Here is a 23,228-nt window from a genome sequence, read left to right as displayed (position 1 = left end):
GCCCAGGTCGGGCAACTGTACGCAGCCCGCCTGCAAATGCAGCTCCCGGATGCTGCCATCCCGTTCCGCCAGACCATCGGCTTTGCGCAATCGTTGCTCCCGGCCGGAGGCGATTGAGAGTGCAAAAGCATGCTGCTGAACATCGGTGTCGGAGGATGCCCTCAATACTCGATTTTGACGCTGCCGGCATCGCCTTCGCTGGTGGCCTTGCGCAGCGCCTGCGTGAAGATGCTGGTCGAAACATTGGCAAAGTAACGAGCACCCCATGCGGCGTATTTCTGCTCGGCCTCATGGGTGAGCGCTACCGTGCCCGCGCATTTGCCGGCAGCGGTTACGGCGCGAATGGTGCGCTCCATGGCATTTTCGACATCCGGAGCAGCCCAGTTGTTGTCAAAGCCCATGGCGTGCGACAGATCGTTGGGACCGATGAAGACGGCGTCCACACCGTCGACTGCGGCGATCTCGGCGGCGTTGCGTACGCCTTCGGGAGTCTCGATCATCACGATGAGCGAGATGTCACGGTTGCTGCGTTCGGTGTGCGGCATGCCGCCAAACGCGCCGTAGCCAGCCGCACGCGTGCTGAACGCGCTGCCGCGTTGGCCAATGCGGGGGTAGCGCACCTTGCTGACCAGCTCGCGGGCTTTCGCCGCCGTACTGACCATCGGAATCTGCACGGCGCCAGCGCCCATATCGAGCACGCGGGGCAGGTCGTGTTCCAGGCAGCGCACCACGGGAATTATTCCGCTGGCCCGTGCTGCGCGAAGCATGTTCTCGGTGGTCTCCAGGTCAGCGCAGCCGTGTTCGTTGTCGATGATCACGAAGCGGAAACCGGCATAGGCGCACATCTCGATGATGGCGGGGCTCGGCAAGCCGTTGAAGAGGCCGCGGATGCGTTCCGTTCCATACAGCAGGGGTTGGAGGCGGGTATCGATGGGGTGGCGGATGTCCATTGTGTGTCTCCTGTCGCTTGGTATTGTGGTCAGTGGATCTCATCGGCGTCGTGCATGGCTGTCCGCGACATGTACACGCTGAGTTGGCCGGCTGCATGAGGGCGATGCAGTGTGCCAGTTGCGCAGGACACGGTGACCTGAGCGCCACGGCGGCGTGTCCGGTGCATTTGGGTAGGCTTTGGAGAGAAAGAGCGCAGACACGGATGCGTGCCGTGCCTGCAATGCCCACGACGGAGGGCAGGGCTCGAACGCGGCCTCCATGCAGCTGTCGAAGAGGGCGGGCCTGTTCATGGCCCGTTGCAGCGCATTGCGGATGACGGGTGCACCGATATTGCGCAGGGAGCTGATGATTCCGAGGGGCGCATGGAATAAGGTGTGGCTCAATCAATGGTCAGATTGTTGGACTTGATGAGCTTGTCGAATTTGACGGTTTCATCCCGGATGAACTTTCTGAAGTGCTCGCTGGACATCGAGCGGGCGGTGAAACCCTGGGCGGCGAGCCGTTCCTGGACGGAGGCAGTGTTCAGAATGCTCACCACTTCCCTGTTCAGATACTGCACCACAGGTGCGGGCGTGGCGTCCGGTGCCAGCAGGCCGAGCCAGGTCGCCGCTTCGAAGCCGGGCACACCCGCTTCGCTCAGGGTGGGTAGATCGGGTTGCAGCGGCGAGCGCTTGAGGCTGGTGATGGCAAGCGCTTTGGCCTGGCCGTTCCTGGCAAAGGCGAGCGCCGTGGCCATATTGTCGAACTGCATGTCTATCTGGTTGCCTGCCAAGTCCACCAATGACTGGCTGCTTCCCTTGTACGGCACATGCACGGCCTTGCCGCCGATGCGCTCGAGCATCATCAGCGTAGTCAGGTGTTGCGAGGTGCCGTTGCCGCTGCTGCCGTAGGAGATCGCGTCTGGTTTGGATTTGATGGCGGCGGTCAGTTCCTGCAGGTTCGTGGCACCGGACTTCTTGCTGGCCAGCAGCACCAGTGGTGTGTCGGCCAGTTCGGTGATGGGGGCGAAATCCTTGTCGACGTTGTAACCAACCTTCTTGAGCAGCACCGGATTGACGGCCAGCGCCGTCTGCGTGCCCAGCAGCAGTGTGTAGCCATCGCCCTTGGCACGGGCCACATATTCCGTACCGATGCCGCCGCCAGCGCCGGGCTTGTTATCCACCACCACGGCGGTGCCCCAGCGCTTGCCGAGCTCATCGGCCACCAGCCGAGCGATGATGTCCGTTGCGCCTCCGGGTGCGAACGGCACGACGATGACCACGCGGCCGCTGTGCGGATAGCCATCGGGTCCTGCCGGTGTGGTCATGCTCTTTGCATGGCTCGTCCATGTGGCAAGGCCGCTGCAGGCCAGAGCGGTCTGGGCTGCCAGCAGGATGGTGCGGCGTTTGAGCGAGGAAAACTGGAAAGGAGGTGCTGTTTTCACGGGGTCTCTCTCTGGATCGTAGGATCGTTGTTGTGAGTGATGCTCTGAGTGCGGTATCTCTGCGGTGTGGGTCAATGGATTTCAGGCCGCCACGCGGCCGACGGTGGCACGCTCCACCAGACGGGCGGGTATGACCACATTGCGTGGGTTGACTTCTCCCTGCATCTGCTCGTGCAGCAATGTCACCGTGGCGCTGACCATGTCTTCCACGCTTTGAACCACGGTGGTGAGCTGGTAGGCCCCCCAGGCGGCCTGAGGCACATCGTCGAAACCCACAACGGCTACGTCTTGCGGAACGCGCAAGCCGAGTTCCTGGCGCAGTACGTCCATGGCGGCGATGGCCATGTGGTCGTTGGCGACGAAGACCGCCTCGGGCCTGTGTCGCGCATCGGCGAACAGATCTCGTGTGGCTTGCCGGGCGCCTTCGAAACTGAAGTTGCCGACGGCGCGGCTGTGCAGCGACAGCCGGGCTTCCTCCAGGGCATCCAGAAAGCCACGTTCGCGATCGAGGTTGGTGGAGGAATTTTCCAGACCTGCCAGAAATGCGAGTCTGCGGTAGCCACGAGACACGAGCAGCTCCGCGATCATGCGACCACCACGGTAGTTGTCCGAGGTGACGGAACTGGTGATAGGGCGGGCAAACCCACCCGTATCAGGCACACGGTTGAACATCACCACTGGCACACCCGCATCGGTACAGGTCTTGGTCAGGGCAGGGGACAGCACGGTGGACGCCATCACCACGCCGTCCACCTGGTACTGCAGGATGTCGGTGAGTACGGCATCGGCTTCGTCCATCTCGCTGATGAACATGAGCACGTGGTAGCCCTGCTTCTGCAGTTTCTGCGACAGCGCCTGTATCACCAGCGGATAGAACTGATTTTCGAGATAGCTCATTACCAGCGCGATCATCCTGCTGCGCCGGGTGATGAGGCTGCGCGCCAAGGCGTTGGGCCGGTAGCCCAAGGTCTGAGCGGCCAGAATCACCTTGGCGCGCGTGTTTTCCGAGACGCTTGCCCCGGGGGTGAAGGTGCGGCTGACGGCGGATTGGGAGACCTCCGCGAGGCGCGCAACGTCCTGTGCAGTTACCTGTAGTTTCATGCCGCTGTCCATCCTCCATCGAGCATCAGGGCGCTGCCAGTGACTAGGCTTGAGGCATCGCTGGCCAGGAACACGGCGGCCCCCATGATTTCCTCCGTCCGTCCGAGGCGCCCCAGTGCAATGCGCTCTAGCACCCAGTTTTTGAAGCCCGGTTGCCGGAACATGTCTGCGGTCATCTCGGTCTCGATGAAGGTCGGACACAGCGTGTTCACACGGATGCCAGACCTGCCCAGCTCCCACGCCAAGGCCTTTGTCATGCCTTCCAGCGCATGTTTGGAGGCGCAATACAGCGTGCGACCGGGGCTTCCGACGAGGCCCATCTGCGACGAGACGTTGATCAGGCTGCCGCCTTGCCCCGCTTTCAGCATGCTGCGCGCGACTGCACGCGAAACATAGAACGCGGCCTTCACATTCAGGTTCAGCACGGCATCAATGTCTTCGTTGCCCAGCTCCACCAGGTGCCTGGGACGGTTCATGCCGGCGTTGTTCACGAGAATGTGGAAAGGCGCATGGGCATCAAGCAGTGCATCCACGCTCTGCGGCTTGGTGACATCAAGCACCACATGGTCGCAGGCGCTGCCACCCAACTCGGCGTTGATTCGTGCACAGGCGTCGCGCAGTTCGGGCTCGGATCGCGCAGCCAGCGTGACGGTGGCGCCAGCCTCTGCCAGTGCAACGGCAATGGCCAGACCAATGCCGCGGCTACCGCCTGTCACGAGTGCGCGCTTGCCATCCAGCCGGAAGCTGGGGGTACGGGGCAGTGCGTTCATGCTCATGCCTCTACCGGCACGGGCTGGTACCAAGGCACTTCAGGGCGGGTGCCATAGCGGCGCACACGGATGTTGGCCTGTTCGCCGTGGCCCGCGAAGTTCTCCATATGGCAAAGGCGCGAGCAGTATTCCCCCATCAGCGCGCTGGCTTCGTCGGTGATCACGCGCTGGTAGGTGCAGGTCTTGAGGAACTTGCCCACCCACAGGCCCCCGGTGTAGCGCGCCGCCTTGTTCGTCGGCAGGGTGTGGTTGGTACCAATCACCTTGTCGCCAAAGCTCACGTTGGTGCGTGGCCCCAAGAACAGGGCTCCATAGTTGCTCATATTCTTGAGGAAATAATCGGGGTCCCGCGTCATCACCTGAACATGCTCGGAGGCCAGGTCGTCGGCCACCTGCAGCATTTCCGCGTCGCTGTCGCAGACGATGACCTCGCCATATTCGGCCCAGCTTTGCGCAGCGATGGCGGCGGTGGGCAGGATCTTGAGTTGACGCTCCACTTCGACCATGGTGTCGCGAGCGAGTTTTTCGCTCGTGGTCAGCAGCACCGCAGGACTGGTGGGCCCATGCTCTGCCTGGCCCAGCAGGTCAACCGCGCAGATTTCGGCATCCACGGAGTCGTCAGCGATCACCAGTGTCTCGGTGGGGCCGGCAAACAGGTCGATGCCCACGCGGCCGAACAACTGGCGCTTGGCTTCGGCAACGAACATATTGCCCGGTCCGACCAGCATGTCCACCGGCGCGATGCTCTGCGTGCCCACGGCCATGGCCACCACGGCCTGCACACCGCCGAGCACCAGAATCTCGTCGGCACCAGCCATGTCCATGGCGGTGACGATAGCAGGGTGGGGCTTGCCCTGGAACGGTGGCGCGGTGGAAACCACGCGCTTGACACCCGCCACCTTGGCGGTGAGCACGCTCATGTGGGCAGAGGCCAGCAGCGGGTACTTGCCGCCTGGGATGTAGCAACCCACGGCGCTCACGGGAATGTGCCGGTGGCCGAGAACGACGCCAGGATAGGTTTCCACCTCCACGTCCTTCATCGAGTCGCGCTGGATCTGGGCAAAGTTGCGCACTTGCTTCTGGGCAAAGGCAATGTCCTCGATCTCGCGGGCAGAGAGGCTCTTGCGGGCGGCTTCGATCTCGGCGCGGCTGAGGCGGAAATCCCGTGGATCCCAGTTGTCGAACTTGCGGCTGTACTCGCGCACGGCTTCGTCGCCGCGGGTTTCTATGTCCTTGATGATGCCTTCGACAGTGGCACGCACCTTGGCGTCGTCATCTGCTCGAACTTGCATTTCCTTGCCGCGTTTGAGATATCTGATCATCAGGCTTCCTATCAGTGGGTCAGTAGAGGTTTTGCATACGTATGCAGAGCACTTTCAGTGGCTTGCATTCGTATGCAAATAGGGGTTTTTACTGGGTTTTGTGAGTCCCTGAGTGCACGCCAAAGGACGAGAGCTCTCAATAAGCAGCGCTGCATGGTGCTGCTGCGCGGGGCGACAGTGTGAAGCGCCGACCGCGCTGCCGCTGGCCAGCAAGCTGCGGCTTCAAGCGAAACGAGGCGCCAGGGCGCCTCGTTTCATATGCACGTCGAAAACAGGTGCAATGGCTTAGTGCTTGGCCGCTGCAACAGCGATGGCTTCGCCATCCCGATCGGCGTAGGTCAGCCCTTTGGGGGCGACCAGCCAGTAGAAGAAGGCTCCCAGCCCTGCGGCAATGAACCAGGAAAATGCTGAGACGGATTGCAGATAGGGCACAAAGGCGAAGAGCAGCGAAATCAGGGCTGATGGAATCAGCGCCTGAATGGCTCTGGGGTTGAAGCCGTTGCGGTAGTGATAGGGGCTGTTCGCATTCTGGGTGTACAGAGCCACCACATCCACGCGTTGCTTGCGGATGAGCCAGTAATCGGCCATGACGATCCCGAACAGAGGGCCGAGCAGAGAGCCCAGACCGCCGAGGAAGTACACGATCACCACGGGCGAGCTGTAGAGGTTCCAGGGCAGGATGACAAAGCCCAGGATGGCGCTGACCAGGGCGGCTTTGCGGAAGTTGAGCTTTCTGGGCAGCAGATTGGTCAGAGCCAGTGCGGGAGCTACAAAGTTCGCCATCAGATTGACGGCAATGGTCAGGATGATCAGCGCAAAGCTGGCCAGTATCAGCAGAGGCTTGCTGGGAATCTTCTGGATGATGTCCACGGGGCTGCTGATGAGCGTGCCGTCAATGGAGAGCTGACCGCCGGTCAGGATCACGACGATCAGACCGAAGACCATCATATTGATGGGAATGCCCCAGAAATTGCCCTTGATCACCGCGCTGCGCGAAGTCGTGCCCCGTGTGAAGTCGCAGAAATTCAGAACAAAAGTGCCGTAGAGCGCCACCCAGAGCGAGGCGGCTCCCAGAATCTGCACCCACTTGGAGCCATGGGCCTGCACGGAAGGTGCCGACCAGTGCAACTGCCCGCCCGAGCTGTGGAGAATCCAGCCCGCCAGAGCAATAAAGGTCATGAAGATCACCGGGCCGGCGAAGGCCTCGTACTTGCGAATGCTCTCCATGCCCCAGCAGGCGATGACGACCTGTACCACCCAGAGCAGCGTAAAGCTGATCCAGCCCAGCAGCGGCAGCCCCAGCATCGTCTGCTCCGCCAGTGGCTGCCATTGCGGCAGCAGCATCAGCACCAGCACATCGAGCACCTTGGAGGCCAGATAGGTCTGGATGCCAAACCAAGCGATGGCCACGCCGCCCCGTATCAGCGCCGGTATCTGCGCGCCGCGCGTGCCAAAGCTGATGCGGCTCATGACGGGAAAGGGGACGCCTGTCTTGCAGCCCATGAAGCCGGAGAGGTTCAGAAGCGCGAAAAGAAAGGCGGCGCCCAGCAGCAGAGCCGTCAGGATCTGCCCGCCGCTGAAGCCCAGGGCAAACAGGCCGATGGCAAAAGAGTAGTTGCCTAGATTGTGAACATCGTTGACCCAGAGGGTGAACAGGCTGTAGGCGCTCCAGGATCGACCTTCTTTTGCGGTGGGAGCCAGGTCTGCGTTGTAGAGCGCCGGTGAGACGCCTGGCGGCAAGCCTGGTTGCAGTCGGGGCGCTGCGGTGCTGGGGCTGGGGGCGAAGTGGCCGCCTTCGTTGATTGCTAGGTCTCTCATTTTTGCCTTTATGGGGAGCAGCCGCGTGTCCGGTGCATCGGCTTTTCTCAGGCAATCTGTTCCATCTCACCCAAACAACGCGACATTGGCATGTCCGGGCTTGGGGGCGCCAGACATGCAATCCGATGCTTTGGAGATGAGAGATATCAAGCAACAATCTTGAACATCATCTTGTATACATCGGATAAGTCGAAAAATGTATACAACCCATCAAGGGCTCGAATTGGTGGGAACCCTTGGTCATTGGAGTGCCTACAAATAGTTCCGAATGGGCTGGCTTGCTGCAGCGGTGGTGCGCGCTCCGGCAGCGTGGGATAGGCAGCAGGAGGGCCGGGCCACGAGAGGCTGGAGCAAGGTAAGCAACGGTAAACTGCAGCCTGCCGCGGCAGTCCCTTGTCGTGGCATCCTGAGCAGCAATGGACCGTGTCCTGTGCTGCGCGCCGCCCTGTTGATTGAACGGAGAGTCATGCAGAAGGTATTGTTTTGATTGCCAAGACAAAGATTGCGGAGCGTCTGATCGAGTCCATCCTGACCGGAAGATTGCGGCCCGGGGTGAGGCTGGGCGAGCAGGATATTGCCGATTTGTTCCAGGTCAGCCGTACCTTGGTGCGCGAAGCGCTGATCCAGTTGCAGGCGCGTGGCTTTGTCGAGGTGCGCTCGCGTGTCGGGTGGTATGTGGCCGAGCCCTCGTTTGAGGAGGCCCAGGAGACCTATGCCGCGCGGCGCGTTGTGGAGTCGGGTATGTTGCGCGATGCAGGCAAGCCGCTGCAGGCGGCACTCAAGCGCCTGCGTCAGCATATTGCGGATGAGCAGGAGTCCATCGCTGCCGACGATGCTGCCAAGCGCAGCTCGCTGCTCGCGGACTTTCATATCTGTCTGGCCGAATGCCTGGGCAATCGTTTTTTGACGTCGATGATCGTCGACCTGTCGGCGAGGTCGATGCTGGCTGCGGCGCTATATCACTCCAAGGCAGAAGCCAAGGTCTCCAATGACGATCATGCTGCGATCGTCGAGGCTCTGGCCGAAGGCGATACCGCCAAGGCGGAGCAATTGATGATTGCGCATATCGACGCCCTGAAGTCGCGCCTGGACGAGGGGCTGGCCGGAAATCGCCGAGAGCGCGACCGTCTGCGCGCCATCCTGATTGCGCAGCATTAGCCCAACGCTTCAGTGTCCTGGCTGTGTAGACCCGCTCTGCCTGGAAAGCTCATTCCATCAATGGCACTCGGCGGTCCGCGCCAGCAATACAGGCAGCAGCGATGGCCACAGTACGTTCTAGAGATTCAAAAAATAGCGGCCAGCGCTTTATCCATAAGCGCTGGCCGCTATTTCCATGTATTTCACGATGGGGCGGAGCGTTGCCACCCCGCCTTCAGGTCCAGGATCAAAACAGATCCATGGGCAATGCCATCACGCTGGCCGCGCCGTTGATCACGGCATCGGCCTGACCGGGTACCCGGGACAGGATATGTTCGGCATAGAACTGTGCCGTGGCCAGCTTGGCCTGCATGAAGGCCGCGTCCTGGCCCTTGGCCAGCAGGTCTTGCGCAGCCAGCACCGAGCGGCCCAGCTGCCAGCCGGCGACCAGATTGCCGGTGAGCATCAGATAGGGAACGCTGCCGGCATAAGCGGCATTGGGGTCGGCCTTGGCCTTTGCCACGATGAAGTCCACCACCTGCACAAAGGCCTGACGGGCCTGGGCCAGATTCCTGGCAACGGCCTTGGCCGTGTCAGTGCCGCTGGCAGTGAGGGCGGCTTCGGTCTTCTCGATCTGGGCGGCAATGGCCTTGGCGGTCTGGCCGCCATCACGCGCGGTCTTGCGGCCGACCAGGTCATTGGCCTGGATGGCGGTCGTGCCTTCGTAGATGGTCAGGATCTTGGCGTCGCGGTAGTACTGGGCGGCGCCTGTTTCCTCGATGAAGCCCATGCCGCCATGCACCTGCACGCCCAGGCTGGTGACTTCCAGGCTCATTTCGGTGCTGTAGCCCTTGACCAGGGGCACCATGAATTCATAGAAGGTCTGGTTGGCCTGGCGCACCTCTGCATTGGGGTGGTTGTGGGCGGCATCGTAGGCGGCAGCGGCCGTGGTGGCCATGGCGCGGCAGCCCTCGTTGCTGGCGCGCATGGTCATCAGCATGCGGCGCACATCGGGGTGGTGGATGATGGTGGCGCTGGCCTTGACCGAGCCGTCGACGGGGCGGCTTTGCACGCGCTCCTTTGCGTAGGCCACGGCGTGCTGGTAGGCACGCTCGGCCACGGCCAGGCCCTGCAGGCCCACGGCATAGCGCGCGGCGTTCATCATGATGAACATGTATTCGAGGCCGCGGTTTTCCTCGCCCACGAGGTAGCCGATGGCTCCACCGTTGTCGCCAAATTGCAGCACGGCCGTGGGCGAGGCCTTGATGCCCATCTTGTGCTCGATGCTGACGCAGTGCACATCGTTGCGCTTGCCCAAGGAGCCGTCCTGGTTCACGAGGAACTTGGGCACGACGAACAGGCTGATCCCCTTGACGCCCTCGGGAGCGCCGGCCACGCGGGCCAGCACCAGGTGGACGATGTTGTCCGCCATATCGTGCTCGCCATAGGTGATGAAGATCTTGGTGCCGAAGACCTTGTAGCTGCCGTCGCCCTGAGGCTCGGCCCTGGTGCGCACCAGGGCCAGATCGGAGCCGGCCTGGGGCTCGGTCAGGTTCATGGTGCCGGTCCACTCGCCGGTGACCAGCTTTTCCAGGTAGGTGGACTTGAGCTCGTCACTGCCGGCAGTGAGCAACGCCTCGATGGCGCCGTCGGTCAGCAGCGGGCACAGAGCAAAGCTCAGGTTGGCGCTGTTGAGCATCTCGATACAGGCCGCGCCAATGGTCTTGGGCAGGCCCTGGCCGCCAAAGTCCGCAGGGTGCTGCAGGCCTTGCCAGCCGCCTTCGGCATATTGCTTGAAGGCATCGGCAAAGCCGGGAGTCGTCGTGACCACTCCATCCTTGAAGGACGAGGGATTGACATCGCCTGGCACATTCAGGGGAGCGACCACGCCTTCGCAAAGCTTGGCGCATTCTTCGAGAACGGCCTGCGCGGTTTCCAGCCCCGCATCTTCAAAGCCGGGAATCTGGGCGACCTGCTCGATCTGGGCCAGATGCTCCATGTCGAACAGCATGTCTTTGATGGGCGCTTTGTAGGTCATCGTCTCTGTTTCCTTGAATGCTGGCCCGGCTGGCTGCCAGACCTGGGTTGTGCCTTGGATTGTTGGGGATGTTGCCCGCCACGGATGGCAGGGGCTTCCCTCGACTTCATGTCCGGCGCCTAGCAAGAATGCCAGGCCCTCGCATTGGTTTGACGTTTACGTAAACGGAATGATTCTAGAGGCTGGGACGGGCTTGCCGCAGTCGCAGACGCGCAATATGGTGGCCAACGCTTGCGGCAAGCTTTCATTCAAAGAGAAACTTTGAAGTTAAATTTTTTGACTTGGTATTTACCCGTGGTGTCGCGTAAAGACAAGAGAGCGGCGTTCTCGGGAAATGTCCTGGAGAAGAATTCCCATAAATTCAACCCAGTCTGAATGGAGTGATACCGGGGATATGGCTTAAGTCATTGATTCGTATTGATTCTGTTCGAGGTGAGGCCGTGTGCTGTATCACCTTTCGATTGGTATCTGACTGGGAGTTTGTATGGCTAAAGTAATCCGTTATCACGAAGTTGGCGGCCCCGAGGTGCTGCGGCAGGAAGAAATTGAAGTCGGCCAACCCGGTCCAGGTCAGGTCCGCCTCAAGCAAGGTGCTGTGGCCTTGAACTTTGCCGATACCTATTTCCGCTCCGGTCTGTATCCCGCGCCTTTGCCCGCGGGCGTGGGCAGCGAGGCTTGCGGCACGATCACGGCCGTGGGCGACGGCGTGACGGATTTAAAGGTCGGCGACCGCGTGACCTATACCGGCGCATTGAACACCATCGGCGCTTACGCCACGGAGCGCCTGATTTCCGCTGCCCCCCTGATCCGTCTGCCTGACAACATCAGCTTTGAAACCGCGGCAGCCATCACCATGCGTGGACTGACGGCGGCTTACCTGATGCGCCGCATCTGGGACTTCAAGAAGGGCGACACCATCTTGCTGCATGCTGCAGCCGGTGGCGTGGGTCTGCTGGTGTCGCAGTGGGCAAAGCTGGAAGGCCTGAACGTGATCGGCACCGTCTCCAGCGATGCCAAGGCCGAAGTGGCCAGGGCCAACGGCTGCGTTCACACCATCAACTACAGCCATGAAGATGTGGCCAAGCGTGTGCGTGAACTGACGGATGGCATGGGCGTGAATGCCGTCTTCGACAGCGTGGGCAAGGACACTTTCGAAGGCTCGCTCAACAGCCTCAAGGTGCGCGGCCTGATGGTCTGTCTGGGCACGGCCTCCGGCTCCATTCCTCCATTCAACCCGCAGATTCTGGCCGGCAAGGGCTCGCTCTTCCTGACCCGTCCCGCATCGGCGCATTACATCGCCGACCCCACGGAGCGTGCAGAGCTGGCCAACGAGCTGTTCGCCCATGTGGCCGAAGGCCGTATCAAGGTGGACATCAGCAAGCGCTATGTGCTGGAAGACGCCGTGCAGGCTCACCGTGATCTGGAAGCCCGCAAGATTGTGGGATCGGCCATCTTCACGCTCTGAGATATCGAAGGCAGCACTACGGTATGAAAGGGCTGAGCCATTCAGCCCTTTTTTGTATCAACCTTGGTGACTGCCCAAAGAAATAAATGTCATGACTCAAAGCTCTGCTGCAACGACACTGCAGGTCGACTTTTCGCTGGACCTGATCTGCCCTTGGTGCTGGATCGGTCTGCGCAATCTGCTGGCCGCCCGTGAGATGCTGCTGGCCAGATATCCCGACCAGCAGCTTGCAATCCATTGGCATGCAGACACTCTGCTGCCCCAGATCCCGGAGCATGGAGTGCCTTACCAGGCCTTCTACGAAGCCCGGCTCGGTGGCCCCAGAGCCGTGGAGGTTCGCCGTGCCCAGGTGCGTTCGGCGGCCCACGCGGCGGGCCTGCAGATCAATCATGCGCTGATTGAAACCTTCCCCAGCACGCGCCTGGTTTGTGCGTTGGTCAACTACGCCCAGACTCTGCTCGATGGCGAATCCATGATCCGCTTTGTGGAGTCCATCTTTGCCGCTTACTTTGTGCAGGGCCGCGATATAGGCTCGGTCATGGTGCTGCAGCAGCTGGCGCACTCGGCAGCACTGGACTGGAATCCTTCCCGCTTTGATGCGCTGCGCTACCAAAGCGAGGCCGGCCACACCGGCGGCGTGCCGCATATGGTGTTCAACCAGCGTCTGCAGGTGACGGGTGCGGTGGCGCCCGCGGAGCTGCTGCGCGCCATGGAGCATGCCCGTGTTGCCAACAGCATCTTCGCCTGATACCGCATTGCTGGCCGCTGGCGCCGTGCGGGAATTGCCGCCTGGCGGGCGAAAGCTGGTTTTCACGCCTGGTGGCCAGAGCATCCTGCTGCTGAATGTCGAAGGCGAGTTCTATGCCTTGGAGAACAGCTGCCCGCATGCGGGTGCCTCCATGGCCGGCGGCAATTGCGATGCTCATGTGCTGAGCTGCCCCGCGCATGGACTCAAGTTCGATATCCGCAGCGGCAGGTGCACGGCATCGCCGCAGATGACGATCCCGCTCTACGAAGTTCTTGTCAGGCAGGGACTGCTCTGGCTCAAACCGCCTGACAACTGCTGCTGAACCATCGAGCGCCGATGTGCGATGAAGAAGGCCCGCGGATTTTCTCTGCGGGCCTTTTTCTATGGTTTCAGGATTGATGTCCGCTGGCCGGCAACCGGCAACCGGCAACCGGCGGGCGCCGGTTGCCATGGATCGGACTCAGAACGTGTGGCGAATGCCGATGTCAAAGCCCGAAGCATTGCCGCCTGCGACTGGAATCGGGCCTTGCAGCGCGCCCGTGGCCACCGGCAGGTTGATGCTGCCGCGGTTGTCTACATAGGCATAGGTGCCGTAGAGTGCGGTGCGCTTGGAGAGGTTGTGCACATAGCCCACGGCGTACTTGTTGGAGCTGCTGCCGCTGTTGTCATTGCGGTTCAGGCGCATGAAGCTCATGGGAATGTTGCCGTTGCCGACCTTCCAGATGGCTCCCAGCTGCCAGTAGCGTACATGGTCGGCATTGTCCAGACCTGCCAGGCGGTTGCCGGTGCGGTGATCGGCAGCCAGAACCATGAGGCGGTGGCCCTCCCAGAGGTAGGATGCGGCGGCATTGATCTGCCTGTAGTCGTCGGCGACACGGTTCTTGGTGGACGTGATGGCGACGGCTGCATCCCAGTTATCGCCTCCATAGCCCAGGCGTGCACCATAGACGCGGCCGTCCTGGCGGTTGGGGCCGGCATCGTTTTCACCGAATGCAGTCATCAACTGGTAGAACAGGCCTTTGCAACTGGAGCTGGAGCAGCCGGGCGAGAAGTAGCCAATGCTGTTCGATGCCCGAAAGCCCGTCACAGTGGTGCCGTGCAGCACATGCAGGCTCATGCCCACGCCCAGGCGAAAGGGGTCGTAGTTGAACATGTTCCAGAAGGCGGGCACATAGTCGCGGCCCAGACGTACCTCGCCCCATTGCTTGCTCTGCAGATAGACCAGGGCCTTGCGGTTGAAGCTCAGACCGTTGCTGCTGCCTGCCCCCGAAGGCTGGTTGTTGGTGTTGGAGGCCTGGCCGGTGCCGTTGTCGGTATTGAGGCCCGCCTCCAGATCAAAGCCGGCGGCCAGACCGCTGCCGAGATCTTCACGGCCCTTGAAGCCCAGGCGGCTGGCCTGATTGCCGCTGGAGGTCAGCATCTGACGCGAGCCTGCGCCAGCGCCTCGGTAGTTGGATACGGCCATATCCACTACGCCATAGACCTGCACAGAGGATTGTGCCGAGGCCGCCAGCGGCACCAGCGTGCATGCGAGAACGCTCAGCGCATTGAAAGCCATTTTTTTTGTAGTCATTCATGTCTCCTTGAACCGTTGAAAAAAGATGCCTGATGGCAAACCGACGAAAAACACTGCCGGGCAAGGCCGGGCCTGGGAATGGGGTGAGGGCGCAGGCAAGCTCCAGCTCTAGTCCCGCAAAAGGACTTGAGCCGGGTGCAGCTGCCCACGGTGCCAAGGGTGGGCACCGGGCAGAGGTCTTGAATCAGATAAGTAATGGAGCCGCTTGAGAGCCACTGCTCAAGGACCCGGGCCTCAGTTTTCGGGCTTGTAGCCTATGGACTTGAGTAGGGCTGCCTGCTTGCGGCTGGCCTCTTTGAGGTCGGCCGTCATTTCTGCCGTGGTAAGGGGCTGGCCGGGCTCCATGCCCACCGTGGCGAGCTGTTTGAGCACGGACTCCTTGCGGAAATGTGCCAGCGCCACATCCCGCAGCTTCTGCTGGATGACGGCCGGGGTTTGCGGGTGGGACCACAGGGCGAACCAGCCGGGTTTGGACAGCTGCGGATAGCCCAGCTCCGTGAACGTCGGCACGTCGGGCAGGGCTTGCAGGCGGGTCGGGTAGACGGCGGCCAGTGCCTTGATCTTGCCGCTGCGAATCAGGGGGAGCGAAGTGGTGACGCCATCGAACATCACCGGGATATGACCACCCATGAGATCCACCAGCGCAGGGGGCGAGCCCTTGTAGCCCACATGGCGCATATTGATCTTGGCCAACTGGCCCAGCAGCATGCCCGTTGTGACCCTTCAGGCCCGTGGCGTAGGAGGCAAAGTCCACGCAGTCGCGTTGCTGTCTGGCGTAGCTGATGAATTCGGGCAGGGTCTGGAACGGCAGATCCTTGTTGGCGACCATGACCAGGCCGGTGCGTGTGAGCTGGGCCAGCGGCGTCAGGTCCTTGAACGGGTCGAAACTGACTTTCTGGGCCAGGGGCGCCTCGCTCAGTGCTCCGTCCTGAATCACCAGAAAGGTGTAGCCGCTTTTGCCATGGGACTTGAGGTCCTGGATGCCGATGGCCCCCGAGGCACCGGCCTTGGATTCCACGATCACGGGCTGCTTGAGCTCTTGCTGCATGCCCTCTGCCAGCAGACGGGCCAGGGTGTCAGCTGTGCCACCGGCAGGCCCGGTGACGATCAGGCGTATGGGCCTGGTCGGCCAGTCCGTGGTCTGTTCGGCCTGTGCGGGCAAGGCCAGGCTGGCGGCCACGGCCATGACGGCCAGGCCTAATTTCCGGCGCAGTGCGCAGGCTGTCGCGGTGCGAAAACCTGCGGTGTCCACTGAATTGCGCGAGGCGGGTGTCGTTGCCTTCATTGCTTGTCTCCTTCAATGGGGAGATCTGGCTCCCCATCTGCGCGCACCTTTTATATATTGTGGGTGGCTGCGCATTCATCGTGATGGTCTTCAGGCGGCTCAGGCCGTTGGCTCGGGCTGTCGGGCTTCGATCCGAGCCTGCAAATCCTCGATCAGCTGTTTTGCCTGCGGCCAGGGACCGTGGCCCGAGGCCGGGTTCAGGTGGCCCTGGGGGCCCAGCTCCACCAGCTCGCTCCCCCAGTCGCGCGCAAAGCCGCGCGCGCGCTCCAACTGGGTCAGCGGGTCATTGCTGCTGGCTGCCAGCAGTGTGGGAAACGGCAGGCGCTGGCGCGGGATGGGCGTCCAGCCGTGGGCTGTCAGCACATCCTTGGGGGGATAGCCGGCAGGCATCTGGGTTTCCACATCGGCGGGGGCTGCAAGCAAGGCTCCGAGAATGGGGCGGGCTCGGCGCAGCGCCCAGTGCGCGACCATCATGCAGCCGGCGCTGTGTGCCACGATGATGACGGGGCCGTCGATACCGTCCAGTGCTCGGTCGATCGCGTCCAGGCGGGCCTGGCAACTGAGCTTGTCCTGCTCCAGCGGTGGCACGGTGACGCAGGGGACGGACTGCGCAGTCAGTTCCTTGGCCAGCAGCGTCTGCCAGTGCTCTTGCACATGGTCGCGCAGGCCGGGGATGATGAGAATCGTGTGCTTCAAGGTCATCTTCTGTCTCCTGGCTCAGTCCGTGGGGCCGCCGATGATGGCGGTGCGTTCCATCTTGCGGTGGCAGGGCTGGTAGTCCATCACAGCGTAGTGCTGGGTGGAGCGGTTGTCCCAGAAGGCTACGCTGTTTTTGCTCCATTTGAAGCGCACCTGGTACTCGGGAATCATGGCCTGGCTGGTGAGGTAATTGAGCAGTTGCGAGGAGCCGGGCGATTTGTCTAGGCCGAAGCGCACATTGGCAGGTGTGTTGTAGTTGGTGAAATGGGTGGTGAAGCTGCTGTTGACGAACAGAATCTTCTCGCCGGTTTCGGGGTGGATGCGGACCACGGGGTGCTCGGCGTCGGGGTATTGGGCCTTGAGTGCCAGGCGTTTTTCGATAGGCATGACGGCACCAAAGCTCGCTTCGATGCTATGGCGGGCACGCAGATGCTCGATCTTGACCTTGATGTCGTCTGGCAGGTTCTCATAGGCCATCACCATGTTCACCCACATGGTGTCGCCGCCCACGGGCGGGCATTCAACGCAGCGCAGCACGCAGCCCATGGGGGGCTGCTCGCGCCAGGTGGCGTCGGTGTGCCATGAGTTCTCGTTGCGGTCCAGAGGGTTGTCGGGGGTCTTGTAGATCTGCACCAGGCCAGGGTGCTCGGGGTGGCTTCCCACCACCGGGTGGTCTTCCAGCTCGCCAAATTTGCGCGCAAACGCCACATGCTCGGCGCGTGTGATGTCCTGGTCGCGGAAAAAGATCACGCGGTGCTTGAGCAGTGCCTGGCGGATTTCGGCCATCAAGCCCTCGTCCTCTGCGGCCGCTCCCAGGTGAACGTTGGACAGCTCCGCACCGATGGAGCAGGTCAGAGGATTGACTTCCAGCGAGCGGGTCAAAGAGCTGGAGCGGATAAGGGCGGGTGCTGCGCCAACCTCGTTTTTCATTGGGAAGTCTCCTTATAGAATCAATGTCGCCAGTGTGAAAACTCCCCTCGATCGGCGCTTGTCATTACATGACTGGTGCTTTGCAATTAGTGCCAAGTTAGTGAAACCCCATGGCCTCTCTCGTTCGCGCAGCCTGCTTGACCAATTACGCCGAAGTCGCTCAGGCTTCGGGGCTGAATGGCGCGCGCATGCTGCTCGATGCCGGCCTGAACCCCGGTGTGCTCGACGAGCCGGATCTGATGATTCCGGTGGACAAGGTGGGGCGTTTGCTGCAGGCCTCGGCCACGCAGTCGGGCAATGAAAGCTTTGGTCTGTGCATGGCGCGCTCGCGCCTGCTGTCCAATATGGGGCCGGTGGGCCTGCTGATTCGCGATCAGGCTACGCTGCGCGATTCGCTGAACCTGCTGGTGCGCCATCTGGCCCTGCTCAACGGCGCCATGACGCTGGAGCTGGACGAGCAGGCCGACACGGTGCTGATCCGTGAGCTGTTGCTGGCCGGCCGTGCCCATGAGCCTACGCGTCAGCGCGTGGAGCTGGCGCTGGGCGTGATGGTGCGCGCCATTCGGCAGCTGATAGGTCGCGACTGGCAGCCTCGCATGGTGTGTTTCGAGCACGCCGCGCCCAAGGACCTGAGCATGCATCACCTGATGTTCGGCCCGCGCGTGCAGTTCAATCAGGAGTTCAACTGCATTGTCTGCGTCAAGGCCGATCTCGATACACGCAACGAGTTTGCCGATCCTGCCATGGTGCGCTATGCCCAGAAGCTGCTGGAGTCCGTGGCGCCCACGAGCGAGGAAGCGGTGCTGGACGATGTGCGCCGGACCATCTTGCTGCTGTTGCCCAGCGGTCGCTGCAGCATAGAGAAGGTCAGCGAGCACCTGGGTGTGGTGCCACGCACCATTCAGCGCCGGCTGACGGAAAAGGGGCAGAGCTTTTCTTCTCTGATGAACGATATCCGCAAGGAACTGGCCGTGCGCTATGTGTTTGAGAGCAACCGCTCTCTGACCGAAGTGGCCGAGCTGTTGGGCTTTACGGCCCCCAGCAGTTTTTCGCGCTGGTATCAGAGCCAGTTTGGCTGCAGTGCCAAGGACAGCCGTGCCAAGGCACAGACCGAAGGCACGGGCGGCGCATAAAAAAGCGGGCCGCAGGGGCCCGCCAAACACACTACCAAAGTGCCGCCCCTGGGAGAGGGCGGCTACGCCAGCGTCCTTCAGTTGCTGGCGATTCTGAGCTTGCTCAGAATTTTGCGGTTCTGCTCCACCGTGTTCAGCATTTTTTGTTGCAGCTCAGTCATCGTGCTGGGCTGGGGTGCGTCAAAGCCCTGGGTTTTGAGCTGCGTCTGGAACTTTGGGGATTGGGTCACCTTGTCCATCTCCTGGCGCACCTTCTGGATCAGGGGCGGGGGCGTGCTGCTGAGCACGAACAGTCCCACACTCGCATCGGGCAGAACAAAGTCGGGCATGTTCTGCTCGGCAAAGCTGGGCACATCGGGTAGCAGGCGCGAGCGGTTGGGCGAGACCACGCCCAGAGCCTTGACCTTGCCGGCCTTGACCAGCGGGGCGGCATTGGTCACCACTTCAAAGGTCAGTTGTACCTGGTTGCCGATCAGATCGACGATGGCAGGGGCCGAGCCCTTGTAGGGCACGGCGGTGATCTTGCCGCCGCTTTTCTCGCTCAGCAACTCACCCAGCATGTCGGAACGAGTGCCGGGGCTCAGGTTGGCGATATTGATCGGGCTGCTGCTCTTTTTTGCATAGTCCAGCACCTCCTGAATCCTGTTGGGGGGAAAGCTGTTGTTGGCCACCAGCATATGCACCATGGAGGCCACATCCGAGACATAGGTGAATGTCTTGTGTACGTCAAACGGCGTCTTCACGGTGAGTGGAAAGTCGGTCCAGATGCTGGAGGGCGCAATCATCAGCGTATGCCAGTCGGCAGGTGCATTCATCACGGCGCGCTCGGCAATCACGGCCGAGCCGCCGGGCTTGTTGTCCACCACCACGGGCTGGCCTAGATTGGTCTGCAGATGATCGGCCACCAGGCGCGCCACACCATCGGTGATGCCACCAGGAGGCGCAGGAACGACGAGGCGGATGGGTTTGACGGGCCAGGCGGGTGCTGGGGTCTGGGCTTGTACGGAGGTGCTGACCATTGCGCCGACGCAAAGAATTGCGGCGCAGGAACGCAGGTTTTGAACAATGTTTCGCATGTGTGGGCTCCTAAATGGAGTTGCTCAGATGGCGCTGGAGGGAGAGTCTGTGACCCTCATCTTCAAGAACGTAAGCATTCAGCGCCTGCTTTGCAGCGGCGTTATCGGCTCTGGCTTGCAAGACGCGAATCACTGGCATCACTTGCGGGCCGGGTGGTCCTGCAAAATTCACAGCGGTTGTCATTGATGTCTCCTGTCGTTTTTTCATGGGGGGCAGACATTCGGCATGACGCCGATCTCTGTCTCGCAGGGGGGGCAGACCCAACGAATAGGTGATCCGCTGAATCGGCCGGCATGTCCCTGCGCTCTTGTGCTTGGGGTGTAGGAATGCACCAATTCATGATGGAGGTCCGCAAGTTCGGTGACTTGGCGTTTCATGCCTGCGACTTCGCATTTGATGACTGCAGTACTCCGCACTTACCCGATGTAGGGCTGCAGCCTGCATGGCTTCGAGCGTGCTTGAGGCGCGGTATGGGCGCCTTGCAATCGGAGCCGCGAGGAGGGGGGGGATCGCAGGTTGCCGATGGTGCGCAGCAGTCGCCTGGACTTTTGCAGTGCATGAACCGATTTCGTCTCTCTGTTGCCTGCCCCAATCACCTTCAGGCCTGGTTTGCCGGCCTTGTCGCGTTTGAGAAAGCGCGTGTCTTGAAATGCAAAGTGGCATCTCACACGGCATTTGATACTGGCCTCACGCATCGGCAATGGCCTGAAATCGGCTGATGCAGTTTGTCCAGACACTGATTTCTCGCACTCAAACCGGAGACAACAACCATGAACTTTCTTGACGGTCACCTGTATCCCGAAAACCAGCAACCGCTGATCATCACTGCCGCTCCCTACGCTCCGGGCTGGATTCCCTCGGACTTCCCCGAGGACATCCCCATCACGATGGAAGAGCAGATTCAGAAGGCCGTGGACTGCTATGAGGCCGGTGCCACCGTGCTGCATCTGCATGTGCGTGAAGACGACGGCAAGGGCAGCAAGCGTCTGTCCAAGTTCAACGAGCTTATTGCCGGTGTGCGTGAGCGTGTGCCCGAGATGATCATCCAGGTCGGCGGCTCCATCAGCTTTGCGCCCGAAGGCCCGGATGGCGAAGCCAAGTGGCTCTCCGACGATACCCGCCATATGCTGGCCGAGCTGACTCCGGTACCCGACCAGGTGACGGTGACCGTGAACACCACGCAGATGAACGTGACCGAGCATGCCGGCGAGGATGACTTCCGCGGTGTCTCGCGCGGTTTCCCGCATCTGCACAAGACCTACAAGGACATGATTGTTCCCTCGAACCCCAGCTTCGTTGAAGAACATATCCGTCGCCTGTCCGAAAAGGGCATCCAGAGCGCCTTCCAGGTCTACAACATCAACAGTTTCGAGACCATAGAGCGCATGATCCGCCGCGGCGTCTACAAGGGCCCGCTGGTCATGAACTGGGTCGCCATCAGCGGCGGCATGGACCAGGCCAATATCTACAACCTGGCCAATATGCTGCGCGCCGTGCCCGACAACGCCATCGTGACGGTGGAAAGCTCGGTGCTGAACGTGCTGCCCATCAATATGATCGGCATGGCCCTGGGCCTGCATGTGCGCTGCGGTATCGAAGACGTGCTGTGGAATCAGACCCGCACCGGCAAGATGAGCACCGTGGAGCAGATCAAGCAACTGGTGCGTATTGCGGGCGAGTTCGGTCGCCCGATTGCCACGGCCCAGCAGGCCCGCGAGATCAAGCAGATCGGCGTGTTCTACGAAACCGCCGACGAAACCCTGGCCAGGAACGGCTTCGCGCCCAACCGCAAGGGCGCCAACCAGGGCTTTCTGCGCAAGCCCATGGACGCTGTGGCCTGAGTCTCAAAGCCCGGGTGACCGGGCCCGGCTCATCTAGCCGCTGTGCGTTTGTCACGCTTGCCTGGTGGATGCGTGGCCAAGCGCCTACCCCCGCCGACTTCCTTGAGAAGTCGGCTTTTTTATTTCTCTGGATTCAAGCCCGCAGATAAAGGTCTTCGCCGCGCACGTTGCGCTCCTGCAGGATTTCTCCGACCGCCAGCAGCTCATCCAGATGCTGGGAAATGCTTCGCGTCTCGGCCCCCTGTACCCAGGGCGCATCAAAGCCTTGCGGGTAGAGCAGGCGCTGCTCCACCATCTGCGAGAGCGTCATGGGCCGCTGCCTCAGCCATTCGAGAATGCGTGCACCGCGCTCGTCAATGACCGCAGCAAAGCGCTTGAGGTCTCGCAGAAACGCCTCGCGTTCCGTGTAAATGCCCTTGTGGTGCGAGGTCACCCAGACCCGGGCATCGATCTCGGGCAGCCGCGCCAGGCTGCGGCGAAAGTCCGCCAGACAGGAGCAGGCATCGCCGTAATAAGGGCCGAAGCCTGTCAGGTCGATATCGCCGATAAAGGCAACACCTTCGGGCTCGATCAGCAGCACGGTATGGCCGGCGGTATGGCCAGGCATATGAATGGCGTGAATCTGCGACTGACCCAGCTCCCAGACGGCTCCATCTTCGTAGCCCTTGGCATCGGGTCTGGGGGCGTAGAAGAATTCGCTCTCCAGCTTGTTGCGCATGATGTCGGCCTGAGCCGAATCGACCCAGCCAAAGGTGGCAACCAGGCCCTCCCAGCTTAGCAAGGCCGCAAGATCGCCTACATGAGCAAAGACCTGTGCGTCTGGTAGGCGGTGCAGGCCGGCCATATGGTCTTCATGCACATGACCCATCACCACCAGCTCGGTGGCATCGAACTCGGTCCCGATGTGGTTGGCAACGATAGGCGTATCCAGCGCTGCCAGCGTATCGCTGCCGCGAATCATGATCTGGTTGCCGTCCGGATACTTGCCGCCCTTGGCGCCGCGAAACACCGTCACGCGGCCGAACTGGTGGCGCTGTATGTCTGTCTGGGCTGTGTCGGTGGGATGCATCATGGTCTGAGTGGAGGAAAGTGAAGCCGGCTTCTGCGAAGATTAAGACCTTGGATGTATTTGCGCTGTCACCACAGCGCTTTGAAAGACGAGTCGGAGATGACCCAACAAGACAAACAGGCTCAGGAAGCCCATCTGATCGAGCACCCCATCAAAAGCGAGCTGGTGCATCAGGGCAGTTTTCTGCAAGTAAAGCTTGATACCGTGCGCCTGCCCCATGGCGGTCAGGCCACGCGCGAGTATGTGGTGCACCCCGGCGCCGTGGTGGTGATAGGCCTGCTCGACGATGGCCGCGTGCTGCTGGAGCGGCAGTTTCGCTACCCCGTGGGCCGGGTCATGACGGAGTTTCCCGCAGGCAAGCTCGATGCGGGCGAGCAGCCGCTGCTCTGCGCCCAGCGCGAGCTGCTGGAGGAGACCGGCTACAGTGCGCGCGAATGGGCTTATGCCGGGCCCATGCATCTGGCGATCGGCTACTCGGACGAAGTCATTCACATCTTCTTTGCGCGCGGCCTGACTGCAGGCGAGCGCCAGCTCGATGCCGACGAGTTTCTCGATGTCTGCAGCATGACACCTGCCGAGTTGCTGGACGGCGTGCGTAGCGGCCAGGTCACCGATGCCAAGACCTTGAGCTGCTGTCTGTGGTTGCAGAATGTGCAAAGCGGTGCCTGGTCTCTGGAGTGGAAGCCGGCTTGACTTTTTGATAGCTGCTTGCGCACGTCGAAAATGGGTTTTAGCTATGAAAGTGCCTGAAATTCATATCAGTCGGGCGCTGGCTGCTTCTTTTTCGGGATTGCCTGATGCCAGCCAGTGTTTGTCGTCGGGTGATGACAGGCGCTGCATGACCT

The 23,228-nt window shown here is 61.4% G+C and carries 19 protein-coding genes and 1 pseudogene; 7 read left to right on the top strand and 13 right to left on the bottom strand.

Going from position 1 to position 23,228, the window contains the following annotated elements; all coding sequences use genetic code 11:
• Window positions 1–161: 161 nt before the first annotated feature.
• The 6 genes from CTR2_RS17320 to CTR2_RS17295 form a co-directional block, all read right to left on the bottom strand.
• A complete protein-coding gene (locus CTR2_RS17320) occupies window positions 162–950 on the bottom strand; it encodes an HpcH/HpaI aldolase family protein (protein ID WP_087082356.1) in 789 nt (262 codons plus the stop codon).
• A gap of 380 nt (window positions 951–1,330) precedes the next feature.
• On the bottom strand, window positions 1,331–2,374 hold the full coding sequence (locus CTR2_RS17315) for a Bug family tripartite tricarboxylate transporter substrate binding protein (RefSeq protein WP_254913271.1): 1,044 nt from the start codon (window positions 2,372–2,374) through the stop codon (window positions 1,331–1,333).
• 81 nt (window positions 2,375–2,455) lie between these two features.
• Window positions 2,456–3,475 carry a LacI family DNA-binding transcriptional regulator gene (locus tag CTR2_RS17310; RefSeq protein WP_087084530.1) on the bottom strand — a complete coding sequence of 340 codons (1,020 nt, stop codon included), beginning with the start codon at window positions 3,473–3,475 and terminating at the stop codon, window positions 2,456–2,458.
• Window positions 3,472–4,245: an SDR family NAD(P)-dependent oxidoreductase gene (locus tag CTR2_RS17305; RefSeq protein ID WP_087084531.1), complete on the bottom strand. Its 774-nt coding sequence runs from the start codon at window positions 4,243–4,245 to the stop codon at window positions 3,472–3,474. The genes CTR2_RS17310 and CTR2_RS17305 overlap by 4 nt, the downstream gene beginning before the upstream one ends.
• Window positions 4,246–4,247: 2 nt before the next feature.
• The gene (hisD, locus tag CTR2_RS17300; RefSeq protein WP_087082358.1) at window positions 4,248–5,567 is read right to left on the bottom strand and encodes a histidinol dehydrogenase; all 1,320 of its coding nucleotides are present in this window, start codon (window positions 5,565–5,567) and stop codon (window positions 4,248–4,250) included.
• Between the two features lie 285 nt (window positions 5,568–5,852).
• The gene (locus CTR2_RS17295) at window positions 5,853–7,385 is read right to left on the bottom strand and encodes an NCS1 family nucleobase:cation symporter-1 (RefSeq protein WP_087082360.1); all 1,533 of its coding nucleotides are present in this window, start codon (window positions 7,383–7,385) and stop codon (window positions 5,853–5,855) included.
• Between the two features lie 483 nt (window positions 7,386–7,868).
• On the opposite strand from CTR2_RS17295, the gene CTR2_RS17290 reads away from it, so the two are divergent.
• Window positions 7,869–8,543, top strand: a complete 675-nt coding sequence (locus CTR2_RS17290; protein ID WP_254913272.1) for a GntR family transcriptional regulator — start codon at window positions 7,869–7,871, stop codon at window positions 8,541–8,543.
• 226 nt (window positions 8,544–8,769) lie between these two features.
• Here CTR2_RS17290 and CTR2_RS17285 read toward each other — a convergent pair whose 3' ends face one another.
• Window positions 8,770–10,560, bottom strand: coding sequence for an acyl-CoA dehydrogenase (locus CTR2_RS17285; protein WP_087082364.1), 1,791 nt, complete (start codon window positions 10,558–10,560; stop codon window positions 8,770–8,772).
• A 484-nt stretch (window positions 10,561–11,044) separates the two neighbouring features.
• On the opposite strand from CTR2_RS17285, the gene CTR2_RS17280 reads away from it, so the two are divergent.
• The 3 genes from CTR2_RS17280 (at window position 11,045) to CTR2_RS17270 (ending at window position 13,095) form a co-directional block, all read left to right on the top strand.
• Window positions 11,045–12,025 (top strand): quinone oxidoreductase family protein, encoded by a 981-nt coding sequence (locus tag CTR2_RS17280; RefSeq protein WP_087082366.1) that lies wholly within the window; start codon window positions 11,045–11,047, stop codon window positions 12,023–12,025.
• 91 nt (window positions 12,026–12,116) lie between these two features.
• Window positions 12,117–12,773: a DsbA family protein gene (locus CTR2_RS17275; protein ID WP_087082368.1), complete on the top strand. Its 657-nt coding sequence runs from the start codon at window positions 12,117–12,119 to the stop codon at window positions 12,771–12,773.
• On the top strand, window positions 12,742–13,095 hold the full coding sequence (locus CTR2_RS17270; RefSeq protein ID WP_087082370.1) for a Rieske (2Fe-2S) protein: 354 nt from the start codon (window positions 12,742–12,744) through the stop codon (window positions 13,093–13,095). Before CTR2_RS17275 ends, CTR2_RS17270 begins: the two co-directional genes overlap by 32 nt.
• Window positions 13,096–13,233: 138 nt before the next feature.
• On the opposite strand, the gene CTR2_RS17265 is transcribed toward CTR2_RS17270, so the two are convergent.
• The 4 genes and pseudogenes from CTR2_RS17265 to CTR2_RS17250 form a co-directional block, all read right to left on the bottom strand.
• Window positions 13,234–14,346: a porin gene (locus tag CTR2_RS17265; RefSeq protein WP_254913273.1), complete on the bottom strand. Its 1,113-nt coding sequence runs from the start codon at window positions 14,344–14,346 to the stop codon at window positions 13,234–13,236.
• A gap of 237 nt (window positions 14,347–14,583) precedes the next feature.
• Window positions 14,584–15,634 (bottom strand): annotated as a pseudogene (locus CTR2_RS17260) (Bug family tripartite tricarboxylate transporter substrate binding protein).
• 99 nt (window positions 15,635–15,733) lie between these two features.
• Window positions 15,734–16,336 carry an RBBP9/YdeN family alpha/beta hydrolase gene (locus tag CTR2_RS17255; protein WP_087082374.1) on the bottom strand — a complete coding sequence of 201 codons (603 nt, stop codon included), beginning with the start codon at window positions 16,334–16,336 and terminating at the stop codon, window positions 15,734–15,736.
• Between the two features lie 15 nt (window positions 16,337–16,351).
• Entirely contained in the window at window positions 16,352–17,263 is a 912-nt protein-coding gene (locus CTR2_RS17250) for a TauD/TfdA dioxygenase family protein (protein WP_052088092.1), read from the bottom strand.
• Window positions 17,264–17,373: 110 nt separating this feature from the next.
• Here CTR2_RS17250 and CTR2_RS17245 point away from each other — a divergent pair, with 110 nt between their 5' ends.
• Window positions 17,374–18,396 (top strand): AraC family transcriptional regulator, encoded by a 1,023-nt coding sequence (locus tag CTR2_RS17245; RefSeq protein ID WP_087082376.1) that lies wholly within the window; start codon window positions 17,374–17,376, stop codon window positions 18,394–18,396.
• 77 nt (window positions 18,397–18,473) lie between these two features.
• Here CTR2_RS17245 and CTR2_RS17240 read toward each other — a convergent pair whose 3' ends face one another.
• Complete coding sequence (locus CTR2_RS17240) at window positions 18,474–19,472, bottom strand: Bug family tripartite tricarboxylate transporter substrate binding protein (protein ID WP_254913274.1); 999 nt, start codon at window positions 19,470–19,472, stop codon at window positions 18,474–18,476.
• 771 nt (window positions 19,473–20,243) lie between these two features.
• Between CTR2_RS17240 and CTR2_RS17235 the strand changes: the two genes are divergently transcribed.
• A complete protein-coding gene (locus CTR2_RS17235) occupies window positions 20,244–21,314 on the top strand; it encodes a beta-keto acid cleavage family enzyme (protein WP_034358362.1) in 1,071 nt (356 codons plus the stop codon).
• A gap of 133 nt (window positions 21,315–21,447) precedes the next feature.
• Here the strand turns inward: CTR2_RS17235 and CTR2_RS17230 are convergent, their stop codons facing one another.
• Window positions 21,448–22,386: an MBL fold metallo-hydrolase gene (locus tag CTR2_RS17230; protein WP_087082382.1), complete on the bottom strand. Its 939-nt coding sequence runs from the start codon at window positions 22,384–22,386 to the stop codon at window positions 21,448–21,450.
• Between the two features lie 96 nt (window positions 22,387–22,482).
• On the opposite strand from CTR2_RS17230, the gene CTR2_RS17225 reads away from it, so the two are divergent.
• Window positions 22,483–23,076, top strand: coding sequence for an NUDIX domain-containing protein (locus CTR2_RS17225; RefSeq protein ID WP_176391622.1), 594 nt, complete (start codon window positions 22,483–22,485; stop codon window positions 23,074–23,076).
• Window positions 23,077–23,228: the final 152 nt, after the last annotated feature.

The organism is Comamonas thiooxydans (genome assembly GCF_002157685.2).
GTDB lineage: Bacteria > Pseudomonadota > Gammaproteobacteria > Burkholderiales > Burkholderiaceae_C > Comamonas > Comamonas testosteroni_H.
This window is presented reverse-complemented; position numbering and strand designations above follow the sequence as displayed.